Annotated in this window: 25 protein-coding genes; 13 read left to right on the top strand and 12 right to left on the bottom strand. The window is 44.5% G+C overall.

Annotated features, from left to right (window positions below; translation table 11 throughout):
* Positions 1–236: 236 nt before the first annotated feature.
* Together R7F64_RS05005 and R7F64_RS05000 are read left to right on the top strand one after the other, a co-directional pair.
* Entirely contained in the window at positions 237–1,832 is a 1,596-nt protein-coding gene (locus R7F64_RS05005; RefSeq protein ID WP_054577907.1) for a S41 family peptidase, read from the top strand.
* Between the two features lie 70 nt (positions 1,833–1,902).
* Complete coding sequence (locus R7F64_RS05000; RefSeq protein WP_025766761.1) at positions 1,903–2,223, top strand: hypothetical protein; 321 nt, start codon at positions 1,903–1,905, stop codon at positions 2,221–2,223.
* A 71-nt stretch (positions 2,224–2,294) separates the two neighbouring features.
* Here R7F64_RS05000 and rlmF read toward each other — a convergent pair whose 3' ends face one another.
* Together rlmF and R7F64_RS04990 are read right to left on the bottom strand one after the other, a co-directional pair.
* A complete protein-coding gene (rlmF, locus tag R7F64_RS04995; RefSeq protein WP_104975263.1) occupies positions 2,295–3,422 on the bottom strand; it encodes a 23S rRNA (adenine(1618)-N(6))-methyltransferase RlmF in 1,128 nt (375 codons plus the stop codon).
* Positions 3,409–3,924: a M48 family metallopeptidase gene (locus tag R7F64_RS04990; RefSeq protein ID WP_138939949.1), complete on the bottom strand. Its 516-nt coding sequence runs from the start codon at positions 3,922–3,924 to the stop codon at positions 3,409–3,411. Before R7F64_RS04990 ends, rlmF begins: the two co-directional genes overlap by 14 nt.
* Positions 3,925–4,062: 138 nt before the next feature.
* Between R7F64_RS04990 and R7F64_RS04985 the strand changes: the two genes are divergently transcribed.
* Complete coding sequence (locus R7F64_RS04985; RefSeq protein ID WP_005377871.1) at positions 4,063–4,293, top strand: glutaredoxin family protein; 231 nt, start codon at positions 4,063–4,065, stop codon at positions 4,291–4,293.
* Positions 4,294–4,320: 27 nt separating this feature from the next.
* Here the strand turns inward: R7F64_RS04985 and R7F64_RS04980 are convergent, their stop codons facing one another.
* The gene (locus R7F64_RS04980) at positions 4,321–5,190 is read right to left on the bottom strand and encodes a LysR family transcriptional regulator (RefSeq protein ID WP_151514714.1); all 870 of its coding nucleotides are present in this window, start codon (positions 5,188–5,190) and stop codon (positions 4,321–4,323) included.
* Between the two features lie 106 nt (positions 5,191–5,296).
* Here R7F64_RS04980 and R7F64_RS04975 point away from each other — a divergent pair, with 106 nt between their 5' ends.
* The 3 genes from R7F64_RS04975 to R7F64_RS04965 all read left to right on the top strand — a co-directional run bounded on the left by R7F64_RS04975 (position 5,297) and on the right by R7F64_RS04965 (position 7,868).
* A complete protein-coding gene (locus R7F64_RS04975) occupies positions 5,297–6,520 on the top strand; it encodes an MFS transporter (RefSeq protein ID WP_170890582.1) in 1,224 nt (407 codons plus the stop codon).
* 90 nt (positions 6,521–6,610) lie between these two features.
* Entirely contained in the window at positions 6,611–7,183 is a 573-nt protein-coding gene (locus R7F64_RS04970; protein ID WP_005377874.1) for a DUF1415 domain-containing protein, read from the top strand.
* 109 nt (positions 7,184–7,292) lie between these two features.
* On the top strand, positions 7,293–7,868 hold the full coding sequence (locus R7F64_RS04965) for a nucleoside triphosphate pyrophosphohydrolase family protein (RefSeq protein WP_005377875.1): 576 nt from the start codon (positions 7,293–7,295) through the stop codon (positions 7,866–7,868).
* Between the two features lie 69 nt (positions 7,869–7,937).
* Here the strand turns inward: R7F64_RS04965 and btuD are convergent, their stop codons facing one another.
* The 8 genes from btuD to cobT form a co-directional block, all read right to left on the bottom strand.
* The gene (gene btuD / locus R7F64_RS04960; protein ID WP_017820884.1) at positions 7,938–8,705 is read right to left on the bottom strand and encodes a vitamin B12 ABC transporter ATP-binding protein BtuD; all 768 of its coding nucleotides are present in this window, start codon (positions 8,703–8,705) and stop codon (positions 7,938–7,940) included.
* Positions 8,692–9,687, bottom strand: coding sequence for a vitamin B12 ABC transporter permease BtuC (btuC, locus tag R7F64_RS04955; protein WP_042521936.1), 996 nt, complete (start codon positions 9,685–9,687; stop codon positions 8,692–8,694). Before btuC ends, btuD begins: the two co-directional genes overlap by 14 nt.
* Before the next feature lie 82 nt (positions 9,688–9,769).
* On the bottom strand, positions 9,770–10,798 hold the full coding sequence (locus tag R7F64_RS04950) for a succinylglutamate desuccinylase (protein WP_005377878.1): 1,029 nt from the start codon (positions 10,796–10,798) through the stop codon (positions 9,770–9,772).
* 274 nt (positions 10,799–11,072) lie between these two features.
* Positions 11,073–12,869 (bottom strand): M3 family oligoendopeptidase, encoded by a 1,797-nt coding sequence (locus tag R7F64_RS04945; RefSeq protein WP_137281905.1) that lies wholly within the window; start codon positions 12,867–12,869, stop codon positions 11,073–11,075.
* A 128-nt stretch (positions 12,870–12,997) separates the two neighbouring features.
* A complete protein-coding gene (cobC, locus tag R7F64_RS04940; RefSeq protein ID WP_115385893.1) occupies positions 12,998–13,612 on the bottom strand; it encodes an alpha-ribazole phosphatase in 615 nt (204 codons plus the stop codon).
* An 11-nt stretch (positions 13,613–13,623) separates the two neighbouring features.
* Positions 13,624–14,157 carry a bifunctional adenosylcobinamide kinase/adenosylcobinamide-phosphate guanylyltransferase gene (gene cobU, locus R7F64_RS04935; protein WP_137281904.1) on the bottom strand — a complete coding sequence of 178 codons (534 nt, stop codon included), beginning with the start codon at positions 14,155–14,157 and terminating at the stop codon, positions 13,624–13,626.
* Positions 14,154–14,930 carry an adenosylcobinamide-GDP ribazoletransferase gene (locus R7F64_RS04930; protein ID WP_176311286.1) on the bottom strand — a complete coding sequence of 259 codons (777 nt, stop codon included), beginning with the start codon at positions 14,928–14,930 and terminating at the stop codon, positions 14,154–14,156. Before R7F64_RS04930 ends, cobU begins: the two co-directional genes overlap by 4 nt.
* A gap of 29 nt (positions 14,931–14,959) precedes the next feature.
* Positions 14,960–16,003, bottom strand: coding sequence for a nicotinate-nucleotide--dimethylbenzimidazole phosphoribosyltransferase (gene cobT, locus R7F64_RS04925; RefSeq protein WP_149191865.1), 1,044 nt, complete (start codon positions 16,001–16,003; stop codon positions 14,960–14,962).
* A 248-nt stretch (positions 16,004–16,251) separates the two neighbouring features.
* Here cobT and R7F64_RS04920 point away from each other — a divergent pair, with 248 nt between their 5' ends.
* From R7F64_RS04920 to purT, 7 genes are all read left to right on the top strand, one after another.
* Entirely contained in the window at positions 16,252–16,941 is a 690-nt protein-coding gene (locus R7F64_RS04920; RefSeq protein WP_053350419.1) for an NAD(P)H-binding protein, read from the top strand.
* A 200-nt stretch (positions 16,942–17,141) separates the two neighbouring features.
* On the top strand, positions 17,142–18,515 hold the full coding sequence (locus tag R7F64_RS04915; RefSeq protein WP_005377885.1) for an L-cystine transporter: 1,374 nt from the start codon (positions 17,142–17,144) through the stop codon (positions 18,513–18,515).
* Positions 18,516–18,672: 157 nt separating this feature from the next.
* The gene (sbcB, locus tag R7F64_RS04910) at positions 18,673–20,094 is read left to right on the top strand and encodes an exodeoxyribonuclease I (protein ID WP_318071492.1); all 1,422 of its coding nucleotides are present in this window, start codon (positions 18,673–18,675) and stop codon (positions 20,092–20,094) included.
* A 55-nt stretch (positions 20,095–20,149) separates the two neighbouring features.
* A complete protein-coding gene (locus R7F64_RS04905; RefSeq protein WP_005397786.1) occupies positions 20,150–20,524 on the top strand; it encodes a CidA/LrgA family protein in 375 nt (124 codons plus the stop codon).
* Position 20,525: 1 nt separating this feature from the next.
* Positions 20,526–21,203 carry an LrgB family protein gene (locus tag R7F64_RS04900; RefSeq protein ID WP_005377888.1) on the top strand — a complete coding sequence of 226 codons (678 nt, stop codon included), beginning with the start codon at positions 20,526–20,528 and terminating at the stop codon, positions 21,201–21,203.
* Positions 21,204–21,634: 431 nt separating this feature from the next.
* Positions 21,635–22,522 (top strand): cytidine deaminase, encoded by an 888-nt coding sequence (gene cdd / locus R7F64_RS04895; RefSeq protein ID WP_258475586.1) that lies wholly within the window; start codon positions 21,635–21,637, stop codon positions 22,520–22,522.
* Between the two features lie 143 nt (positions 22,523–22,665).
* Positions 22,666–23,841 (top strand): formate-dependent phosphoribosylglycinamide formyltransferase, encoded by a 1,176-nt coding sequence (purT, locus tag R7F64_RS04890; protein ID WP_318071491.1) that lies wholly within the window; start codon positions 22,666–22,668, stop codon positions 23,839–23,841.
* 72 nt (positions 23,842–23,913) lie between these two features.
* Here purT and R7F64_RS04885 read toward each other — a convergent pair whose 3' ends face one another.
* Positions 23,914–24,564 (bottom strand): thiopurine S-methyltransferase, encoded by a 651-nt coding sequence (locus R7F64_RS04885; protein WP_031778984.1) that lies wholly within the window; start codon positions 24,562–24,564, stop codon positions 23,914–23,916.
* Positions 24,565–24,812: the final 248 nt, after the last annotated feature.

Raw genomic sequence — 24,812 nt, 5'->3', positions numbered from 1 at the left:
CTTGTCTTAATTTCACACTTATTAATTGTCTTGTTAGCTCTTTTGAAATAGACAGAAAACTTAAGTAATGACTAATTTAGCTTAAGTATAAAAGACAACTTTTTTACGTTATTTACCTCACACTATTTAACTATAAATTTGCAGACGAACAAATTAAATTAATACATTCACCTAGCTAATAAAAACAAAAGCAAAACACATAATTATAATTCTATTATTTATAAGGACATAGAAAAGTGAAATTTAAGTATTCTTTAGCAACGGCAGTCACTCTCGCATTATTACAAGGCTGTGGCGGTGGTGGCGGTGATAGCTCATCACCTACTCCGTCCACTAGCAGTGCAAACGGTCCAACGTGGAAAGTTCATGATTTTAGCCAACCGTCGAAAACGTTTATCAACCAATGTGAAACGCCCCGCGTCGGACTGGACCCATATGACAACTATGCCGCCTATCCAGATAAATTGGGCTCTGCATTACACGAAAAACTCTTTTTAAGAGCTTTTACTAACGAAACGTATCTATGGTATGACGAGGTTCCTGATAATAATCCAGCAAACTACAAAACTGTTACTGATTACTTCAATACGCTGGTCACCTCTGCTACTACCGCGACGGGTAAACCAAAAGATCGCTTCCATTTTACCGTCCCTTATGAGGATGATATGAAATCATCGCAATCCGGTTTAGTTGCTGGATTTGGTTTTAACTGGGCATTCCTACGTGGCGTACAACCTCGAGACGTTCGTATTTCCTACACTGAAGAAGCCTCGCCAGCTGATAGAAGCGGCATTGCTCGTGGTGATAAGCTTCTGAAAATCAATAATATTGATGTGGTTAACACCGGTAGTCAGTCCGACATTGATTTTATTAATAAAACGCTCTTTAACCCTGACATCAATCAAGATTACACCTTCACATTTGAGAGTGTTGGCGGTCTAGAGAAAACCGTGACGCTTACCGCCTCTGATGTCATGACCTCTCCAGTTAAAAATGCCAAAGTGATTACACAAAATGGTATGCGGATCGGCTATCTGCAATACAACTCCTTTGAACCAAGCGCTCAAGCCCCGCTTATTGAGGCGTTCAGTACGCTCTCAGCAGAGAATGTTGACGAGATCGTCGTTGATTTACGTTACAACGGCGGTGGCTTAGTCCTTCAGTCCTCGCAAGTAGGCTACATGCTAAGCGGTGCTGGTCAGAACCGAGTCTTCAGTGAGTTGATTCATAATGACAAAGTGATGCGTACCATTAAAGATGGGGATAACATCTATCGCTTTACGAATCTAGCAATAGACTGGGCAGCACAGAAATATTCGGACCAAGTGCTTCCGACACTGAACAAAAAGCGCGTATATGTACTGACTTCAGGAGGCACGGCTTCCTCAAGTGAACTGTTGATCAACGCTTTGCGCGGCATTGATGTGGAGGTTATCCAAATAGGCTCAACAACCACAGGTAAACCGTATGGGTTCTCACCAGAACAAAACTGCGGCACTATGTACTACACTATTCAGTTCAAGTCGGCGAACGAGAAAAAATTTGGCGACTTCGCTGATGGTTTTATTCCTACTCCAAAGAGCCAAATCAATACCGAGTTAGGCTTAAACAACAGAGTGGAAGGTTGCTGGGTCAATGACGACCTAACAAAACCATTAGGCGATCCGTCTGAAGGTATGCTTTCTGCGGCACTAAACTACATGGAAACTGGAACCTGTCCGCCAGTCTCCTCTTCAAGTTTCAACGCCATGCCGCGTAACATTTCATCTCCGGAGTTAAGCGATCTTCGCTCTCCGCTACGAACAGAGGCAATTCATGTTGAGATCAACTAACTTTTTACGAATACTGATTCGGGTTGCGCTTTTCTTAGGCACTTCGATTTCTTTGATAGGATGCCAAGCTATGTCACAAGAACCCGTTGAAGCATTGAGTAAAAAGAACTCTCCGGAAACAGTCATAGAGATTCAAAACGCGATCGCAGAAATCCAAGGGACACCAGCACCTAGAATCGCAAATAACGTATTTGAATCCTCACCGCATGTGTTGATTGAAAAAGGACGAGTAAAAGGGAAAAACAATCAACTGTTGGATGGCAGCTATACGGATCTTCCAGACCAATATACGTTGCAGATCAGAGGTGAAACCTGTGGCTTGTACTATGCCAAAACAGATACTTTTGTCTCTCTCAGTTCACTAGATTGTGAGCCCATCATTAAGTTTTAGATCTCCCAAAATAGAAGCCCGCTGATATCAGCGGGCTTTCTACTTTATTGTTCAGTGTGAAACGGTCAACGTTACTTTAGTTCAATCCATGCTTTGCGCTGTTGCTTATCCATGTATGACCAAGCTACAAAGCGGCTCACTTTCTGCCCTTGACTCATTTCAACCACACGAATGGCCTTCACACCCAATTTTTCAAGCTGCTTGCGCATCGGGCGAACGTTGTCTTTTTTGGATATAAGTGTCGTAAACCACAAGACCTGTGCGGCAAAAGCTTGGCTTTCATTCGCCATTTTTCGGATAAACGCCGCTTCTCCGCCTTCACACCACAATTCAGCGTTTTGACCGCCAAAATTCAACGCAGGTTTACTTGTCTTTACTTGTGCGGTTTGAGGTTTTAGCCCTTTCTTACGCTGGTTTGCTTTTAGATTATCGATTTTACGCTGGCTGCCCATAGCGGCATCTTCCGCCGAACGGTGGAATGGCGGATTACATGTCGTCACATCATAACGATCATTCGGTTGAATGATACCTCGATAAATATTGGCATCATTGTATTGCTGTATCAGTGCAATTTTTCCCGTCAAAACACGATTGTGCTCTACGATCGTTTGAGCCGATTGGATGGATTTTGGATCGACATCGCTGCCCGTATAGTGCCAACCGTATTTTGTTACACCAACAATCGGATAAATACAGTTTGCTCCCACGCCGATGTCCAACGCTTTCACTTTTTGGTGCGCGTACTGACCTTTTACTTCACTATCAAGTAGTTCTGCCACTCGGTGAATGTAATCAGCGCGGCCCGGAATCGGTGGGCAAAGGTAGGTGTCGGGAATGTCCCAGAACTCGACACCATAATACGCAGCAAGCAATGCTTTATTGAGCATTTTAACCGCGTTAGGATCAGAGAAGTTTATGGAATCTTCCCCTTTCGGATTTTTGATAACGAATGGCTTTAACTGTGGTTCACTTTCCACGAGTTTTTTAAAATCGTAACGACCTCGATGAACATTACGCTCATGCAAACCATTCTTCGCTATTTTTATGAACTCGACTTCGCTCTTTCCTGCAGGCTGAGGGGATTTGCGCGCAACTTTGTCTTTAACACGCTGCGGCTTGTCTTTATTCGCGTCTTTCTTCTGACCCGCCATTGAAGCCTTTGGCTTTGCTTGCTTCGCGTTGTGATTATTGTTCTTCATTCAAATTCGCTTTTAAATCGAGGTAAATCATAAACAAACGAGCATCAAATTCGAGTTGGTGATACTCAGGCTCCATATAGCAACATAACTGATAGAACGCCTTGTCGTGGTTTTTCTCACGAGTATGTGCCAACTCATGTACCACCAGCATTCTTAATAGTGGCTCGGGCGCATCTTTAAATACATTGGCAATGCGAATCTCGTTTTTCGACTTCAGCTTACCGCCATGGTTTCTACTGATTACACTGTGCAAACCAAGCGCGTTGTTTACCGCGTGAATTTTCTTATCGTAGACAACTTTACTGATTGGCGCGGCTTTCTTCATGTAGCGGTTTTTGATTGCCATGGCGTACTCATAGAGCGCCCTTTCGCTTTTGATTTGGTGCCTATCGGGATAGCGCTTTTCGAACCAAGGAACAAACTTGCCACTCGTTATCAATGAGCTCACCTGCTCTACAATGTTTTGTGGGTAGCCTTGAATGTATCGAAGTGACGGATGCATAGAATTAACGTCTGTTATGACAAAATAAAGGCGCTCAATATACCTGAGATAAAGGACAGTTTCACCTTAGCTTTCGCCTTTCATTTATTGTGAAAGGCCGTTAAACTTCGCCTCCCAATGATAATGGAGAGAAACTCAATGAAACGTGTCGTTCTTTACGTCAAAGACAAATGCCCTCACTGCAAAGATGCTCAACGTTATCTGGATTCGAAAAATATTAACTATCGTTTGTGCAATGCTAAGATGCAACGCGGTCGCAAAGAACTTGATGCGCTTGGTGCTCGTTCAGTGCCAGTTTTAAAAATTGGTGATCGGGTAATGATTGGCTGGAACCCAAAGAACTTCGAGAAGATGTACAAAGGCGACTAGTGCTCGGACGATGAACTTGCGCTGCGTTTAAACGTAGCGCTTGATAAAGTCGATAAACGTTCGATCTGCTATTGATAAGTACCCCTGCTTGCGCCAAGCAAGTGCCAGATCCAGCGTCACTGGTGGTTCAAACGGTAAGCCAACAACGCCCGACTCATGTTGAGTCACCAATTCCAGTAACGCGGTAATCGCAAACTCTTGTTTTACAATACTCAAAATCAAAGGCAGTAAGTTGGTCTCGAATGATGACTTCATGGTAAACCCATGCTCCTCACTCACCTGATCCAAAAATTCACGGTGAAAATAGCCATGCTGAAACATAACCAAATCGTGTTCAAAGAACTCATCAAAAGTAAGAGCGTGTCGCTGGGCTAACTCATGCTCATGTGAAACAACTGCGACCATTTGGCTAGTAAACAAATGGTCAGTTTCTAGGTCATCAGGCACGTTATCACAACTGATCACACCGATATCGAGTTGACCATTGAGCAGCATACGACGAATCGATTGAGTCCCAGCTTCGACCAAGGTCAATTTTAACTCCGGGAACTGGCTTTTAAACGCCATCACAATTCGTGGAAAGAAATAACTGCCCATCATTGATGGCGTCCCGAGCCTTACTTCGCCTTTCGCTAAGCCTTTCAACTCATCAATCGCGAGCTGCGCGTCGTGCAACTGTTGAATCACCCGCTTGGCATGTATAAGTAGCGTTTCGCCCTCTTTCGTTAAGCTGATTTTTTTATCATCACGGCGAAATAGGGTAACGCCCAAAGACTGCTCAAACTTTTTGATAGAAATGCTTAATGCGGGCTGGGCAATATGCAGGGCTTTCGCCGCATGGGTAATATTTCCATGTTCAGCGACCGCCAGAAAATGTTTAAGTTGTTTCGATTCCATTAGATCATAAATATATGGTGTCCATATTTTTAATATATTTTTTTAATTTATAACGAACTGATAGATTGATCACAGTCTCTCCATTTGCTCACATTAGGCAGGATTCATGGTCAGTTTTGGCACACCGGAATACAAACGCATTACGCTCTCGCTAGCGCTTGGTTCCTTCTTGGTTTTTTCAAATTTATACCTACTACAGCCAATGCTGCCCACTTTTGCCCAAATTTTCACGATCTCAGAAACGCAAGTGAACTGGTTATTTGCGGCCTCAACACTCGCTCTCTCTTTTAGCCTCGTTCCGATGGCTGTGTTGTCAGAATCAGTGGGACGAAAGCCAGTCATGATGGCTGGTCTGTTTTCGATTCCTACCCTTTCCGCTTTGATGCTGTTTGGTGACTCATTTCTGTTTTTGGTGGTATGTCGAGCACTGATCGGTGTCGCGCTCGCAGCTTTTGCTGCGGTCGCCGTGGCTTACATGGCAGAAGAGCTCGACAAGCACGCTTTCTCGATGGCAATTGGAACGTACATTGCGGCTAACTCATTAGGCGGTATTGCAGGGCGTATTAGCGGCGGCTTATTGGCGGACAATTTCAGTGTTGATGTCGCCATTGAAGTTATGATGGTGTTCACTCTTCTTGGTGTCATTGGCGTTCACTATTTATTACCAACACAGCGCAACTTCACCCCGTCATCAAGCAGCTTGCGCCATCAAAATCGTGCGCTTATTGGTCATTTTAAAAACCAACGCGTGTGGTTCGCGATGCTGATAGGAGGACTCAACTTTGCTTTGTTCGTCAACCTTTACTCCGTCATGGGTTTCCGTCTGGTGAGTGAACCTCACAATGTGCCCGTCGGGTTGGCCTCACTGATCTTTATTTGTTACTTGGGAGGGACTTTCTCCTCTCGTTGCGCAGGCCACTGGAGTAAACGTTATTCATCAATCCTCGGTATGTTCTTAGGCGCGATAGTAAGCATGACGGGGATGTGGATTGCGGCGGTTGAAAGCTTGACTGCAATGCTATTTGGGTTGTTGCTGATAAGTTTTGGTGCCTTCTTTACTCATACCCTCGCCTACGGTTGGGTCGGTCAGAACGCCACTCGCGCCAAAGCCACCGCGACAGCGCTCTACTTAGTACACTACTACGTAGGCGGTAGCTTAGGAGGATTCTTACTTCTTTATTGTTGGCAGCATGATGGTTGGTCGAGTGTTCTTATGGGGGGAAGCGCCGTCTACCTAGCGATGTTTGCTGCGATTGCTTATTTGAAACACATTGCCGAAAGAAAGCACACTGACCAAACACCTGACGCTGCGAGTTTAAAGAGTAGCTAAGGTACGCTCACTTGCGTAATACCTCTCTGGTTACTTGGATAACCAACTCTGCTATGCTTGCGCTACTTTAATAAAAAACCAGAAAGTCGTATGTCAACGCGTTCAACACAAAACACAGATATCGAAGCGATCACTCAACAGGTCGATCAATGGCTCAACGATGTAGTAATCGGTCTCAACCTTTGTCCGTTTGCTGCCAAGCCGCAACGTAATAAACAAATCAAAATCTTTGTTAGTGAAGCGACTCAAGAAGAAACGCTTCTTGAAGATATTTTATTGCAACTGATTGAGCTGAGTAACACAGAGCCCGAACAACTTGAGACCACGTTGGTTGTGGTTCCCAACATGCTACAAGATTTCTGGGACTACAACTTTTGCATAGATTGGGTTGAAGGATTAATTAAGCAGCAAAACTGGGAAGGTATTTTCCAAGTAGCGACTTTCCATCCTGATTACTGTTTTGGCGGCGCAAAGCCTGAAGACGACGAAAACCTGACCAATCGTTCTCCTTACCCGATCTTCCATTTGATTCGCGAAGAGAGTATGGAAAAGGTACTAAAACACTATCCTGATCCTGAATCCATTCCCGATACAAACATCGCTCGTGTTTCCTCCCTCTCAGAGGAAGAACGTAAAAAGCTGTTCCCTTACCTATTTCGTTAAGCACCACCATTCCCAAAGGCAGATTTATCACCAGTTAGATGCAATGCCCTTGGGGTTCAAAGTGCGGTTTGGTATCATTGCCGCTTCAATCGATTCAATGGAAATTAGAATGCAACTGTCAAAGCTAACCCAAGAGATTTTTGATCACTTATACCGTGATATCACCGAGTTCCGTAGTACGTTCGACTTACCAGTCGCAGACGCTGCAAGCCTTGATACGCAAGCAGACACACTACACACCTCTTTGGCGATCGAAGAGCTAACAGAGCTAGCAGAAGCAGATTGTAAAACTGAGCAAGCAGATGCCATCGTAGACAGCGTGTATGTATTAATGGGCCGTCTCGTTCATCTTGGCCACAGCAAAGTAGAAGACAACCTAGCGATCAGCTACTTAATTGATCTTCTATTAAACGTTGCAGTAAACCGTGGTATTGAATTTATTCCTTGCTGGGATGAAGTGCACTCAAGCAACATGAGCAAAGTATGCCGTAACGAGCAAGAGTACTCAGAAACAGAAGCATTCTACGCAGAACAAGGCATCAAGTTGATGGCGGTGCAGAAAGGTGAATACATCATCGCGAAATGCGCCGAAGATTTCGTATCGGAAGGTAAAACCATTCGTAAAGGCAAAGTACTCAAATCTGTTTACTACCGCCCAGCAGATCTAAAACCGCTAACTCAGTAAGCGTTGAGTTTGGCTTTCTCGATTAAAAAAACGACCTCAAGTAGGTCGTTTTTTTATTGTCCCTAAATACTAATCAAAGATTAAATAAGGTTGCTCATCTACGATGACCTTTTTGACTTGAGTATTGAACACTTCCCCGAGAGCTTCTTCCGTTAGCACAGTATCGGCACTTCCTGATGAGTGCAGCACACCGTTGTTAAGCAGCAATACTTTATCTGCGTGCTTTAATGTGCGATTGAGATCGTGATTAGCAACCAATACTCCAATTCCCTGCGCCGCCATAGCGTTAATCAATTGATAGAGCAGACCCTCTTGCGCAATATCTAACGGTGCTGCTGGCTCATCCAAAATTAAAAACTGCGAAAAAGGATTAATGGTACGCCACACCTGCAAACATACACCTGCTAATCGGACACGCTGCCACTCACCACCGGATAATGTTTGAATACTGCGATGAAGCTTATCTTGCAGTTGTACCAGCTCCACCACCATATTGACGGCATCACGCACTTTGATATCCGCAATCTCAGCACCACTTGGCAGAGATAAAGCGAGATACTGAAACACATCAACATTAAACGCTGGGCGCGATTGCTGACACAAATAACCTCGAACATGAGCTTGCTCTGACAACGGTAAAGTAAGCAAGTTTTTGTTGCCAACGTACACTTCACCACTCATACCGTCTCGGTGACTTAACGTACCAGAAATCGCAGCCAATAAAGTACTCTTACCGGAACCATTAGGCCCAACGATATGTACGATTTCGCCAGCTTTGCATTCAAAAGAAAGAGGCAATAATCGACTACCAACCGACATATGTTTAACGTGCATCATGACTCTTCACCAGCATCCAGATGAAAATAGGTGCGCCAATCGATGTTGTCATGACACCTAAAGGTAACTCTGCGGAGTCCAATAACAGTCTTGCGCCGATGTCAGCAAATACAAGCAACGCAGCACCAGATATTGCAGAAAGTGGCAATAAATAACGGTTTTCCGTACCAAAAGCCAAACGCAACAAGTGCGGCACCACCAAACCAACAAAACTGATGATGCCACCCAAAGCGACTGAACTACCCACCAAAACAGAAATGGCGAGGATTAATTTCCAACGCATTTGATGCACATCGACACCCAATTGGGTCGCATGAATCTCACCCAGCATCAATTTATCAAGCGACTTGCCTTTACAACATAACCAGATAAGCACCGGTAACATCACCAAAGTAACGGTATGTTGATACCAACTTGCACCGCCAATACTGCCCATTAACCAATACATCAGTTGGCGTAAACTGAGATCATCACTAAAGTAAAATGCCCACGTCACAATCGCGCTCGATAAAATACCCAATGCGACCCCAACCAAAAGCAATCGAGCCGTCGTCAGGTGCATTGCCCTTGCTATCGCCACCAAAACAAACGTGAATACCATCGAGCCAGCAATCGCTGCCAACATAAAAACAATCGGGGTAGGAAGAACAGGTGACGCGAACATGATTAAGACCATTGCTAAGCTTGCGCCACCAGAGATACCAAGCACGCCAGGTTCAGCCAACACGTTCCCAAGCAACACTTGTAACGTCGCGCCAGATACCGCTAACGCAGCACCAATAATTGCCGCAGACACTAACCTCGGTAAACGCAAGTCCACCAATAACTTCTGTTCAAATGCAGATAAGGATTGAAAAGGAGAAAGAAAAATTTCTCCGACCATCAAGTGAATGGCAGAGAGTACAGCGAGCACGATCGACATAACCATCAGGTTACGTTGCCAGCGTCGCTCCTTGTTCAGGATAAGTTGTTGAAAATCCATAGCAGCCGATACAAACAAACGAGGCTTAACCTTACAGTTAAGCCTCGGTAAATTGCAATTAACTTCTCAAAGCAATGTTGGATTAATCGTAAACCAACTCACCCTCTTCAAAACGGGTTTTCACTTCACAAACCATCAGAGCTGCGCGTTGACCTATTGCGACGTGGCGATTCGGGAAGACAATCGCTTCGTTTTCATTCTTCGCCATTAATGGTTTGTCGCCATCATGACCAAACACTTCGCCGTGAACAAATGAGGTGAAGTTTTCAACATTGTCGTCGAACATAAAGTCAAAGTCTTCGTTCAAACGAACGATTGTGCGACTTACGCGATACTTAATGCATGGTTTTGGTAGGTGTTCTGGCTTCGTTTCCGCAATCAAATTACGTAAAGACAAATCAAACGCGGTCAGTTTATCGAGGTCATTTTCACCAATACGAGCCACGCGTCCAAGCTCCATCGTGAGAGCCTGCGCACCAAAGTTCTCGGCACTGTACCAGCTAAACGTACTCGATGGTGAGTTTGACAGGAGCACTGCTTCAATGTGTGCACTGTCCAAGAAATCGATCAATGCCTTGCTGCGCACAGGATGACGAGTCTTAGGACTTACTGCAAACGTATAGTGCTTCGAGCCTCTAATCGCGCAGTGTAAATCAAGGTGCCAGCGTGTTGTCGGGTCGGTATCCTGATAAAAATCTCGAACAAGCAGCTTAAGCGTATCGGCGATAACAAGCTCTTTTGTCTGTTTGTGTTCTTTTTCGTCAAACAGACGGTTGAGGTTTTCTTCGAGGAATCGCGTGTGCGCCAGAGTGGATTCTGGGTGAGCGATAATGAACAGACAACGGGTATCGACCGTCTGGAACCCAGATTCTATGTCTTGAATAATGGAATCCACCAGCTCCATCGGTGCGGTTTCATCTCCGTGAACCCCACAAGAGATGATGATGTTCTTCGTATCCTGAGTATAATTCGCAGGGATTACTTCTAATACACCACGCTGATAGAGTTTAAGTTTTACACCGTTAGAAAGCACCTGCTCCGCTGGTGCAACATCAATATGAACATCTAACGTGTCAGTTAAAAACGATTGGCGAAAGAGAGACTTCGTCATGCGTTACTCCTTAATAGCACGGCGGATATGTTAATAAATTGTACAAAGGATTTTTGTTGCTGCGATCTCACTTATGAGTAGAAATCACTATTTCCCTCGAAAATCCGATGCCTTTTCGCGCCAGGCACTCAAATCAAGCATTGAGGCGTTTAATTTTCAAACAATTACAAAGTGTTAGGGCTGTGAACTTTACCACAGCCCTGATTAAGATCATTATGATTTGATCAAATTTTTGTAGCTATAAAGCAGATTATGCATCAACACTGCGAAAAACTTAGCCGCGCTGTGCGAGCAAACGCTCAAACTCATCGACTTTTTCACGCACTAGCTCAACACTCTGCTGCCAAAACGTTGGCTGGGTTAAATCCATCGACAGGTGCTTTTCGACGACATCTTCCGCCATCATGCAGCCTGTATCGCGCAGCAAATTGATGTAATCGGTGTAAAACGCTTCGCCTTTGGTTTCTCGCTGTGCATAGATACCCTTGCTAAACAAGAAACCAAATAGGTATGGGTAGTTATAAAAGCTCACGCTATCAATAGAAAAGTGCAGCTTGCTTGCCCAGAAGTACGGATCCGGTTCGCTCATTACGTCGCCATACCATTCTTTCCAAGTTTCTGACATCAACTCACAGAATTCATCTGCGGTTAACTCTCCATCCTGGCGGCGTTCATAAAACGATTTTTCAAACTCGTAGCGAACCGGAATGTTGATCATTAAAGCTAGCGCAGATGACAACTCTTCCCACAACATCTCGAGCTTTTCATCAACGCTCTCAGCTTTCGAAATCAAATGATCACGAACGATGTTTTCTGCAAAGATAGAGGCGGTTTCTGCTAACGTCATTGGGTAGTAAGTTTGGCAAAGTGGCAAATCACGAATAACCCAGTTATGGAACGCATGGCCAAGTTCATGTGCCAGAGTCATAAGGTCTGAACGGCTGCCACTCCAAGTCATAAACACAAGTGGTGTTCGCGTTGCTGGCAGTTTGGTGCAGTATGCGCCAAGACGCTTGTTAGCATTTGGCGCGGCATCAATCCAACCATTTTGTACCATCAAACGGACAAATTCCGACATCTCAGAGTTTACTGTTTCAAATGCTTCACAAATAACCTCAATCGCTTCATCAAAGTCGTAGACCTTCGCTTCACCGCTCAAGGCGGGCATAGCTGCCAGATGATTCCAAGGTTTCATCTCATCCAGACCATGTACTTGCGCCATCAATAAACCCGCTTTCTGACCAATAGCTCGACTGTCTTTGGCTACGGTCATCATCGCATTTAAAGTTTCAGCTTGGATTCGGCTACCATGCAAACTCGGCTCTAGGAAGTGAACTTCACGCTTCGTAGAACGCTTTTTGTTTTCAGTTAAGCGCCATCCTGCTAATGCATTCAAAATCGCAGCGAATGATTCTTGGTGCGTTTGCATTGCATCTTGTACGCCTCGCCACGCGGCTTCTTGACGCTCGAATTCAGAACCATAAAGAATGCTTGCCGCTTGAGAAAACCCAAGCTCTTCACTATTACCATCTGTGTACTCAAGCTTCACTTTCAATGAGCCAGTCAGGTTATCGTATAGGTTACCCCAAGCCGATTTGCCATCCACACTCATCGCAGCCAGTAACTGTTCTTCTGCGTTGCTAAGGCGAGTATCCGCCAACTTTCTAGAATTCAAGATAGAAAAAGCTTGCCCACTGATATCAGGATTCTCATGGTCTAACACGCGCAAGATAAACTCTTCGTCGGCATACGTTAGTGTCAAATCAAAGGGACTGAACGCTTGGGAAAGCTCCGAAAAGATGCGGGTCATTTTACCAAGTAACGATTTCGCTTCGGCGTTTGTTGCATCAACAGAAGCATAACAACTCGCAAAATTTGCAACTGTACCCGCTAAACGACTCGCGGCTTCATTGGTTAAAATCGCATTTTGCATGATCTCTACGTTGCCACAATCTGCTGATTGTTTATTCAAAAGATCAATACATTGTTCCACAAGAGCAATATCGTCTTGAATTCGTGGGTCAGAAAGGTCGTTATAAACGATGGACAAATCCCAACTCGGCGTTGTCATTTCTATATTTCCTTTTTATGTAACTGAGTCAATTTTCGCTTCCTGCACCTAGCAGATGGGCTTCCACTGACATCTTCCGTGACTATGCCCGTAAGCAATATCGTTCTGGGCATTTTAATATTTATAAATTAACGAGTTAAAAGAGGTACGCCAATCGAACGCACCGAGGCGTAAATTTGCTCATCTATGGTAATTGTTACATGCGTGACAGAAGCGTTTCCTATCGACAACGTCGAATACCACTTTGGGTTACGCCAATCTAACTCCAATACATGAGCAAGAATCATACGAATGACGCCACCATGCGTGACGATAAGGAGATTGTCATTGATATCGTTGATGATTTGAGACCAAACGCGACATATGCGCTCAGAAAATGTGCTTAAGCTCTCAGCATTCGGCAACGTATGTTGTGCTGGCGATTGCCAAAAAGCATCTAGCTTTTTCCACTGCTCAGTGAGCAGATCAAAAGGCATACCATCAAAATCACCAAATGCCATCTCTTGTAAAGATTCATCCGTCATTACTGGTAATAATTGCTGTTCAGCAATGATGTTTGCCAGTTCTTGACAGCGTGAAAGTGGAGAAGAAATTATTCCACCCACACCTCGTCCACTCTCAGCCCAAGCCCGAGCAATACTCTCTTGATCAGCAGGCGTAACTTTTACATCTGTTTGGCCATGGAGTCCTGGTGGAGCGTCTACTTTTCCATGACGCACAAGATAGATATTGAGTGTTTTCATTTTGTTCCATCCTACTCTTTAAGAACCAACGGCAAACCAGCAGCAACCAAGGTAACGCGATGGCAAACACTGGCTAGTTTTTGATTCATCCGTCCTGCATTATCCACAAAATAACGACTAACCGCCCCCAAAGGTACAATGCCCATTCCAACCTCGTTAGAGACGAATATTAACGTCGCATCTGAGCCACGCACCACCTGTATAAGCTTTTCAATTTCTGCTTCTAGCTTCTCATTGGAACATTCATCACCTAACTCAAATATCCAATTGTTGAGCCACAAGGTTAAACAATCGACCAATACAACATCGGTGGTAGAGAAATTTGTCAGTAACTCAGATAAATGAAGGGGGCATTCATGCTCTTGCCACTCGCCCCCGCGTTGCTTTTGATGATGCGCTATTCGCTCTCGCATTTCTTGGTCAAATGGCAGCGCGGTTGCAACATAGTGTAATGATCGATGAGAAGCGATCGATAATTGCTTAGCTGTTTTTTCTGCCAAATGCGACTTCCCAGAGCGCGCGCCACCGAGTATCAATTGCTTCATGAGGAGTGATACAACCCAATCATAGTGAGATAAATAAGCAGTTCCGACAACTGTTGCGCTGCGCCAAGGCAATCCCCCGTAAAGCCGCCAATTCTCTTGGTTAACCAACGTTTGAACATCAAACGAAATACCACGAGAACAAGCGATATCAAGATCGCATCCGCGATACCAAGCACAAGCAATGTTACGCCACCAGTAAACAACAAAATGGAGACTTCTAGAGAAGACTGGCGACTTGCTAGCGGTTTACTTTTCGACGTATCACTGTCACTAACATAAGGCATGTCATAAATAAGCGTCGCAGCTAGTGCTCGGCTTACGGTGTAAGCGACGACAATGACCAACCAAAAGTGCGGCAAGTTAGCCAGTTCACTCCAAAAAACATACTTAGCCAATAACGCCATAATGAGAGTGGCGGCACCATAAGTGCCAATACGACTGTCTTTCATAATAGAGAGGCGTCGCTCTACGGTCATGCCACCGCCAATGCCATCCGCCATATCGGTCAAGCCGTCTTCGTGAAAAGCCCCAGTTAACAATAAGCTAAACACCATCGTTAATACTATGGCAACCGACTCTGGGAAAAAAATTGAGGTGAGCGAGAATACCAAAGCGCAAAGTGCTCCAAGCACGAGACCAACTAACGCGAAGTAACGGCCTGCCTGATTCATGCGTTCTTCACTGTAAGGCAACGCTTGGGGCACGGGTAAGCGGCTAAAAAAACTGGTAGCTAATAGAAATAACTCCCACTGGTATCTTAACGATGACGGCATGACTTTCTCAGAATTATCAGGGACTGACACTAAACTGTAACTCCTGCACTCTCAAAGCTCGCCATTTTGTTGTAAAACTGGGCAGCAGCTTTTAACAAGGGTAAGGCAAGAGCGGCTCCTGTTCCCTCCCCTAGCCGTAAACCAAGGTCGAGCAGAGGTTCTGCTTTAAGATGTTCCAATACAAATTTATGTCCATTTTCTTCAGAGCGATGGGCAAACAACATGTATTCACGCGTTTCTTCGTCTAACAACGTCGCAATATAAGCCGCTACCGATACGATAAAACCATCCACTAAAACTGGAGTTTTAAGCCGCTTGGCTTCTAAAAAAGCGCCCACCATTTGTACGATTTCAAAGCCCCCAACCTGTGCGAGAATCGCTTTGGTATCAAGACCTCGACATCGGTTTACCCCCTGTGCTACCAGTTTATATTTGCGGCTCAACTGCTGTTGATTGATTCCGGTGCCAACGCCAACACAATAATCAATATCTAATGCGCTCAGCGCCGATAACAGTGCTGAGGCCGAACTGGTATTACCGATGCCCATCTCGCCGAACATCAAGAGGTTTGAACCATGCAAAATGGTATGCTCAGCAATCTTCGCACCATATTCTAAACCTAACGCCACTTGTTCTGGGGACATCGCTGATTGTTTAGAAAAATTAGCCGTACCGTTACCCAACCGTTGTTCAACCAAGTTGGGATGGGATTTAAATTCTGGAACCAGCACATCGATAGGAGCCAACATGCCGCAATCTATTACTTTGAGTTGAATGCCATTAATGTCGCAAAAACAGTTGATGGCTGCGCCGCCAGCGAGAAAGTTAGCCACCATTTGCTGAGTGACTTCGCTTGGCGCAATGCTCACGCCCTCCTCTGCAACGCCGTGATCTCCAGCAAATACCAGCATGCTTGGTTTGCAGATAGCGATGGAATCAACTGGCTGAGGTTTATCCTGGCTTTGAATAAGAGCTAACTGCAGTGCCACCTTTTCCAATAAGCCTAAAGAACCGACGGGTTTGGTTTTGTTATCTATGCGTGCTTGTATCTCCGCAGCAAAAGAGTCATCCATTTTTTACGTTCCTTTGATGTTGCCTGGGTGAGAGGTGTTCTGTTGTTCAAGAGGTCTTGTTCAGCGACAGTTTTTGCGCGCCCACTATTGTATACACTTGCATCCAATTGGGGCAGCGCTAATCAAGTTTATCTCAGGATAGTCTGCCGAGTTCGCAGAGCGTCTCACCTTTCTTGCACGAGATTATAAGTAACTCGTTGAAATCCGCTACAATAGCTTAGACTATGTTCCCATATAGGAGAAAAGATATGGATAACAACACCTGCGCAATCATCGCCGGTGCAACTGGCTTAGTAGGCTCTAAAGTCATTGCAAACCTCATAAATCAATCAGGTGTTGGAACATTATATTATCTTTCTCGCCGCCCACTCGATGGCGTCCTGGATGTGGACAATAAGCTTATTCCTCTCATTGATGCAGACCTTTCTATCCACCAATGGGATGAGAACCAACCAACACCAACCATCGGCTTTATCTGTTTAGGCACGACCCTTAAGCAAGCTGGTAGTAAGGATAATTTGCGTAGAGTAGATGTTGATCTGGTGTGTAAAGTCGCCCAACAGATGAAAACAATCGGAGTCAAACGCCTTGCGGTTGTTTCTAGCCTCGGTGCAAATAGTAAATCGCCATCCCATTACTTAGCTTGTAAAGGACAAATGGAACAACGAATCGAAGCTATGGATTTTGAGGAAATCGTATTTGTTCGCCCAGGCCCGCTTGTTGGTCAACGTCAAAACCCAAGAATGGACGAGAAGTTAGTACAAACTCTGTTTAAGGTAATTCGCCCACTTATGCTTGGCAAATTGTCCAACTTTTTACCTATTCGAGCAGAAGATGTCGCTAAAGCGATGATTTATCAACTTTTCAGTTATCAAGAAGACTCGGTGGTTTACTTACAAAGGAAAGAAATGCGTGACTTACTGCATCACTACGAATAACCATTTTGTACAATTAACGTGCTAATTCACACTCTCACGCGACTTAGATCTCGTTTTTATATTCATTTTAGATCTAGCTAATACCCGTTTGTCATTTTTAAAGTTATATCACGAGCGTTATCTTACGCTCCATAAATAAATCCGTATAAAACCCCGTATAAAAAACAACCGCCACTTAGGTTGGTTGATAAGGTCAAATTATGAATTTTGCAGTGATAGCCTCTCTAGCCGTCTTTGTTGGAATATTGTTCTTTCTATTTAATCAGCAACAAAAGAAACACACTCTTTCACGTCTCGTTTTGATCGGTCTTGTTACCGGTTCTCTTTTTGGTCTTGCTTTGCAACTCATTCACGGTGAAGGCAACAGCGCGATTGCTCAAACACTTGAATGGGTAGGCATTGTAGGCAGTGGCTACGTTGGTCTACTGAAAATGGTCATCATGCCACTAGTATTGGTATCGATGATCTCTGCAGTTGTTAAATTGGAGAAAGGTGGCTCTTTAGGTAAAATTTCTGGCCTGACCATCTCTGTTCTTCTAGTAACGACTGCAATTGCTGCACTTATCGGTATCTTGGTGACAACGACATTTGGCCTTTCAGCAGAAGGGTTAACTGAAGGTGCGCGTGAAACCGCTCGTATCGCCGTTTTAGAAAGCCGTGCCGGTACAGTAAGTGACCTAACTATTCCTCAAATGCTAGTTAGTTTCATTCCAACCAACCCATTTGCTGATCTAACAGGTGCTCGCTCGACATCGATTATCGCTGTAGTGATTTTCGGCGTGTTAACTGGTATCGCCGCTCGTAAAGTGATGATGGAAAAAGCAGAGTTGGAATCACCGATTCGTACTTTCGTAGAAGCTGCTCAATCTATCGTTATGCGATTAGTGAAGATGATCATGGCGCTAACGCCATACGGCATCGCAGCACTGATGGCAAAAGTGGTAGCGACATCAAGCGCAGGCGACATCCTAAACCTACTTGGCTTTATTGTGGCGTCTTATGTTGCTATCGCACTGATGTTTGTTGTTCATGGCGTATTAGTCTCTTTTGTCGGCGTTAGCCCTGCGGAATACTTTAAGAAAATCTGGCCTGTACTGACCTTCGCGTTTACATCTCGTAGCTCAGCAGCAACAATTCCACTAAACGTAGAAGCGCAAATCACCAAGCTTAACGTACCACCAGCGATTGCAAACCTATCAGCATCGTTTGGTGCCACTATCGGCCAAAACGGCTGTGCGGGTATCTATCCTGCAATGCTTGCAGTGATGGTAGCTCCGACAATGGGCATCAACCCACTTGATCTGCACTTTATCCTGTCATTGATTGCGATTATCACCATCAGCTCATTTGGTATTGCAGGTGTCGGCGGCGGTGCGACGTTTGCAGCCTTGATTGTTCTTCCTGCAATGGGCTTACCTGTGACCATCGCGGCACTGCTTATCTCTATTGAACCACTGATTGACATGGCACGTACCGCACTAAACGTTTCAGGTTCAATGACTGCGGGTACAATTGCTAGCCGAGTGCTGAAGTCACCAGAAAGTGAAGCAACATTGGAAGAAACACGAGCATAGAACTCAAATTCCTTCCAAAGCGATAAAACGTAAAATATCAAGCCGATGGTTCGCCATCGGCTTTTTTCATTTTCAAAAATTCAACTTGCATCTTTCGTTGCTAGTCAAGGCGTTGAATGGTCTAATACTGTCATCGGTTTTGTAAACGGTAAGCAGAATGCACCAAGATAATCAGCCCACTTTTTTCTTCTTTGATTATGAGACATGGGGAACCAACCCCGCGAAAGATCGCCCAAGCCAGTTTGCTGGTGTTCGTACAGATGAAAACTTTAATATCATCGGCGAGCCTTTAGTCATGTACTGTCAACCACCGGCTGATTATCTTCCGTCTCCTGAAGCTGCACTTATTACTGGTATTACTCCGCAAAAAACGGCTCAAGAAGGCCTTTCTGAGCCAGAGTTTATCGCTAAGATTCACGCTGAACTCGCGAGACCAAATACCACCAGTTTAGGCTACAACAGCATTCGCTTTGATGACGAAGTGACCCGTTATACTTGTTATCGCAACTTTATCGATCCATACGCATGGAGTTGGCAAAACGGTAACTCACGTTGGGATTTACTCGATGTACTACGCGCGTGCCATGCCCTTCGCCCAGAAGGCGTAGAATGGCCAGAAAACGAAGATGGCTTCACTAGCTTTAAATTAGAACATTTGTCCGTGGCTAACGGCATAGAACATAGTAACGCGCACGATGCCATGGCAGATGTGGTTGCGACTATCGAAATGGCAAAGAAAGTAAAAGCAGCGCAACCAAAATTGTTTGATTACTTTTTTTCTATGCGCCAAAAGCGCAAGCTCAATGATTTAGTCGACATCGTCAACATGACACCGTTGATGCACGTTTCAGGCATGCTAGGGCGCGAATGCCAGTACACTAGCTGGATTGTGCCTGTTGCTTGGCATCCAACCAATAATAACGCCGTTATCACCATCGATTTAGCGAAAGACCCTCAACCTATTCTTGAGCTATCCGCAGAAGAGCTGCACGAAAGACTCTACACGAAGCGCGAAGATCTTGGTGAATTGCTACCAGTGCCAGTTAAACTAGTTCATTTGAACAAATGCCCTATTCTCGCCCCTGCAAAAACGTTAACGGCTGAAAATGCAGAGTCTATTGGCATTGATCGCCAACAATGTCTCGCCAATCTCGCTTTGTTGCGCCAACATCCTGAAATTAGAGAAAAGCTGATTAGCCTCTTTTCAGTCGAGCGCAAATTCGATAAAAGTGATGACGTCGATACACAACTTTACGACGGGTTCTTTTCTCCAGCCGATCGCGCAGCTATGGATATCATTCGCGAAACCGATCCGAATAATCTTGCTGCATTAGACATTGAATTTGATGACAAGCGCATTAAACCTCTATTGTTCCGCTATCGTGCGCGTAACTTCCCAGGCACATTAGACGAGCAAGAACAAAGACGCTGGGCACTACACTGTCGAGAAGTGTTTGAAAGCCAAATTGAAGAGTACATGCTGAATTTAGAAAACTTAGTTCACGAACATGAAAGTGACGAAAAGAAGATTGCGATATTAAAATCCGTGTACCGTTATGTAGAGAGCTTAGCTTCCTAACTCCTCCTAATACAAGCGCACCTTATGGTGTGCTTGTTGTTTATATACTGTCAAAATGATTAAAGAACGATTCTTACAACTGATCCAACTGCTCATTTCAATCTTCCTCATCATGGGAGCACTTGGCATCGGAATTACCATTCAAAAGTTCACTGGCGTTTCCGTTCCAGGAAGTGTCATCGGTATGCTCGTACTGTTTTTCTCCATGACTCTTGGGCTTGTAAAAGTCGACTGGGTCAAACCGGGCGCCACACTATTTATCCGCTATATGATCTTATTGTTCGTTCCTATTAGCGTCGGATTAATGCAGCATTTCGATATGCTACTCGCTAATGCCCTCCCTATCATTGCTAGCGCAGTTGGAGGCTCACTCATTGTACTAGTCAGCCTCGCTTGGCTGCTGGACTACTTGCTAAAGGAGAAGCACTGATATGTGGTTAGTTGTTACCATTGCGGTTTTTCTTGTCGCGCGCCAAATTGCAATCAAAGTGAATAATCCTCTAGCAAATCCTTTGCTGATCAGTATTGCAGTGCTCATTCCTTTGCTTACTTACTTAAATGTACCGTTTGAAACGTATTATGCGGATAACGAAGGGATCAGTTTTTTACTTCAACCAGCTGTAGTTGCTCTGGCTTACCCGTTATATGAACAACTACCACAGATTAAAGCAAACTGGCGAATCATCACTTTTGCTTGCACAGTAGGCAGTGTGATGTCGATGATGACAACCACCTTGATCGCAGTCGCTTTCAAAGCAGATATCAGTTTAATCGCAAGTCTAGTGGGTAAATCCGTCACTACGCCAATAGCAATGGAAATTTCGAGTCACCTCGGTGGTGAAGCTGCCGTTGCGGCGATCTTGGTTCTGATTGTTGGTTTATTGGGCGCGATTTTGGCATACCCAATTTACAACTTAATTGGAATTAAACACCCGATTGCACGTGGTCTGACAATGGGTACAGTCTCTCATGCCTTAGGCACCGCTACTTGTGCAGAGAAACAGCCCATAGATGCCGCGTTCTCATCACTCGCATTGGTTTTATGTGGGATCATAACTTCTATTTTGGCTCCAAGTTTTTTTGCTTTGGCGGTCTGGCTATATCAATAGTTAAGCGCTCTCGGTCTGCCCTCCTTCCGGCAGGCCGTAGCCTTTCCGTTTCTTACTTATCCCTTTTCAAAACCCTATCTTATCTATCAAACTCACCCAGTAATATCGTGAAGGGACTTGACTGAGATATACATTCATAGCATTAGCATTCTAGCTGCTACCACTCGCTCTAGATTACGTAAGTATAAAGTAGCATAGCGGTAAAAGTCGCGTTGGTAACATACTCCTGCTCCTTGGTCATATGAATATATACTGATATGGTTAATTGTGAGACGGAGATAACGCTTCACACCTGTGCAATCGAATACATGTGTGAGCTCACTCTAATTATGTAACAGAATTATCAATTGCATTATTTATCGTGATCTAACGCACGGAACATTTCTATCTTTCACATAGAATAACTGTCCATGCAATAACAAGGATTCAACATGAAAAGTCGCATTGAACAGGCGCTAGCAGGCGCTCCAGAAGCACTTTCCAAACAACTTGCTCCTATCATCCAAGCTGATGATTTTGATGCTACGCTTTCAGTTCAACAATTTGAGCAGTTGCTTTCAGCTACCGGTCTATCAGACAAAGAGCTTCGTGTTGCGCTACTTCCTTTTGCCGCAGCGTACTCCTATGCTCCCCTTTCTGACTTTTATGTCGGCGCTATCGTTCGTGGTCTTTCAGGTCGCCTTTACTTCGGTGCCAACATGGAATTCTTTGGTGTACAGTTGGGTCAAACGGTTCACGCAGAGCAGTCTGCGATTAGCCATGCTTGGATGAAAGGCGAACGTGGTGTTAAGGATATCACTATCAACTTCAGCCCATGTGGTCACTGCCGCCAGTTCATGAATGAGTTATCTACCGCAAACGAGCTTAAAATCCAGCTCCCAGAACGCGAAGAAAAGTCACTTCATGAATACCTGCCTGAAGCCTTTGGACCAAACGATCTCGGTATCGAGTCCGGCTTAATGGCAGAAGTTAAACACCAATTCTCATGTGATGATGAAGACGCACTCATCCAAAGTGCAGTTGAAGCGATGAACATGAGCCACTCTCCATACACCAACAACTTGAGTGGTTTAGCATTAGAGATGACTAGCGGCCGTGTATTCCAAGGCGCTTATGCAGAAAATGCAGCGTTTAATCCTAGCTTGCCACCGCTACAAGTTGCGCTAATCCAAGTTTTACTTGCGGGTGAAACCTTTGACAGCATCAAAACCGCTGCATTGGTAGAAAACTCTGAAGGTAAGATCAGTCACTTAGCCGATACGCAATCAACGTTGGAAGCGTTGAATCCAGATATTCCGCTTAGTTTTGTCAACGTATAAACGACAAATTCAACAAAAAGCTCTACAACATGTAGAGCTTTTTTATTACCTAAAAACCAAAAGCAAACGTTTGCTTTGTCATAAAACTTCAGTATGATCTCCTGCAATTTCTGTCTCATCACTCTATTTTGTAAGGGAACACTATGTTTGGCACTGCAACTAGCGCAAATGCTACCCGTGTATTACTTTTAGGCTCTGGCGAACTCGGTAAAGAAGTCGCCATTGAATGCCAGAGACTTGGTTTAGAAGTGATTGCTTGTGATCGCTATGCCAATGCTCCAGCGATGCAAGTCGCTCACCGTAGTTATGTTATCGACATGTTAGATGGGAACGCCTTAGAAGAAGTTATTACGAAGGAACAACCTACTTACGTCGTACCAGAAATTGAAGCCATCGAAACCGGCAAACTGGTAGAGCTTGAAGAAAAAGGACTGAATGTTGTTCCAACCGCTAAGGCAACCAGGCTAACAATGAATCGTGAAGGTATCCGACGTTTGGCAGCAGAAGAACTGGAATTGACGACTTCACCTTATCGTTTTGCAGATAACTTTGAAGACTTCAAAGCCGCGGTTGAGCATGTGGGTATTCCGTGCGTGGTGAAGCCTGTGATGAGCTCTTCAGGTAAAGGGCAAAGTGTTATCAAGACCGAAGACGACGTTACAAAAGCATGGGATTACGCTCAGGAAGGCGGGCGTACGGGTGCAGGTCGCGTTATCGTGGAAGGTTTTATCGACTTCGATTACGAAATCACTTTATTGACCATCAGAGCCGTTGACGGTGTGCATTTCTGTGCTCCAATTGGTCATCGTCAGGAAGATGGCGACTACCGCGAATCATGGCAACCGCAAACTATGTCAGAAAACGCAGTAAAAGCAGCTGAATACACGGCTGAGAAAGTGGTAAACGCGCTCGGTGGCTACGGCATCTTTGGTGTAGAGCTATTTGTTAAAGGCGATAAAGTCATTTTCAATGAGGTCTCTCCTCGCCCTCACGATACGGGTATGGTTACAATGATTTCACAGGAAATGTCTGAGTTTGCTCTCCACGTGCGCGCGTTTACCGGAATGCCAATTAATAATATTGTGCAATATGGCCCATCTGCGTCTGCTGTTATTCTTGGACAAGGGACTTCCACAAACATTCGCTTTGAAAACCTAAGCAAAGCTTTAGCTCAACCTCAAACACAAATTCGTCTATTCGGTAAGCCAGAAATCGATGGTCGCCGCCGTTTAGGTGTTGTCCTTACGCGACGAAAAACCACCGAAGAAGCCGTTCAAGATGCTGTTGAAAGTGCTTCAAAAGTGAATATCATTTATTAAATACGAACCACTCATACAAAAATAGCGCAGCTCAAATTGCTGCGCTATTTCGTGTTCCAAACCGAAGAGAGCCTATTCACTCTCGATTAAGTACACTTCTTCAGAGAAGCGACTTAAGCCTTTTTTCGCAATTTTAGGATGATTCTCGTCAGCTTCATCTACGTTCAAACAAGTAACTTTGTAACCTGAAAATAACTGCTCAATCTCTTCGACCGGCACGCTAAATGGAGGCCCCGCCATCTCTTCTTGAGGATAGTTGAGTGTAACAAGCAAAATACGACCGCCTGGGTTCAAAAGTTGCTTGAGACGCTCTACATACTCCTCTCGCATATCTTGCGGTAAAGCAACCAACGCGGCGCGATCATAAATGATATCGGCTTGAGATACTGGTGCAGTGAAAAAGTCCCCAGTATAAATAGAGAGCTCATCAAATTGATAAAGCTCGTGCATGCCATTAATAGGCGTTACCGTTGGCGTGTAAAAATGTTCAGCAAAAAAGGCACGCACAGCAATATGGCTTAGCTCAACGCCTTCAACCGAATCATGCTTCATCGCTAGCCAAATCAAGTCTTCTGACTTTCCACATAAAGGAACTAACACTTTATCTTCACGCTTTGGATTAGTGTGTTTCCAATATACTGGTAATAGCGGGTTTACATCTTCCAAGTGAAATCCGATCTGATTGCTGGCCCATTTGTTATGCCAAAATTCTTGGTCTCTCATTTTACTTTCTACTTGTCGGCTGTTTTCATTTTGAGAGGTAAGACTAACGTTTTTTTTCAATTTGTCTATGCCGTTCATCTTTGGTTAATACTGCGGTGATAGGATGTAATCGGTCTCATAGGAGACGCGCCTTTATCTGATAATCAGAATAAAGAAAAGAGAAATGGTGATCTAACGCACGATTCTACTTCAAGATAAAACTGAAACCTTGGAATCTTTCGTAATGGCCCCATTTATAAGTTAGTACC

Origin of the sequence: Vibrio sp. Vb1980 (assembly GCF_033338615.1) — a bacterium.
Taxonomy (GTDB): Bacteria; Pseudomonadota; Gammaproteobacteria; order Enterobacterales; family Vibrionaceae; genus Vibrio; species Vibrio alginolyticus.
Note: the sequence above shows the minus strand (reverse complement) of the source record. Positions and strands in the feature narration are given on the sequence as shown.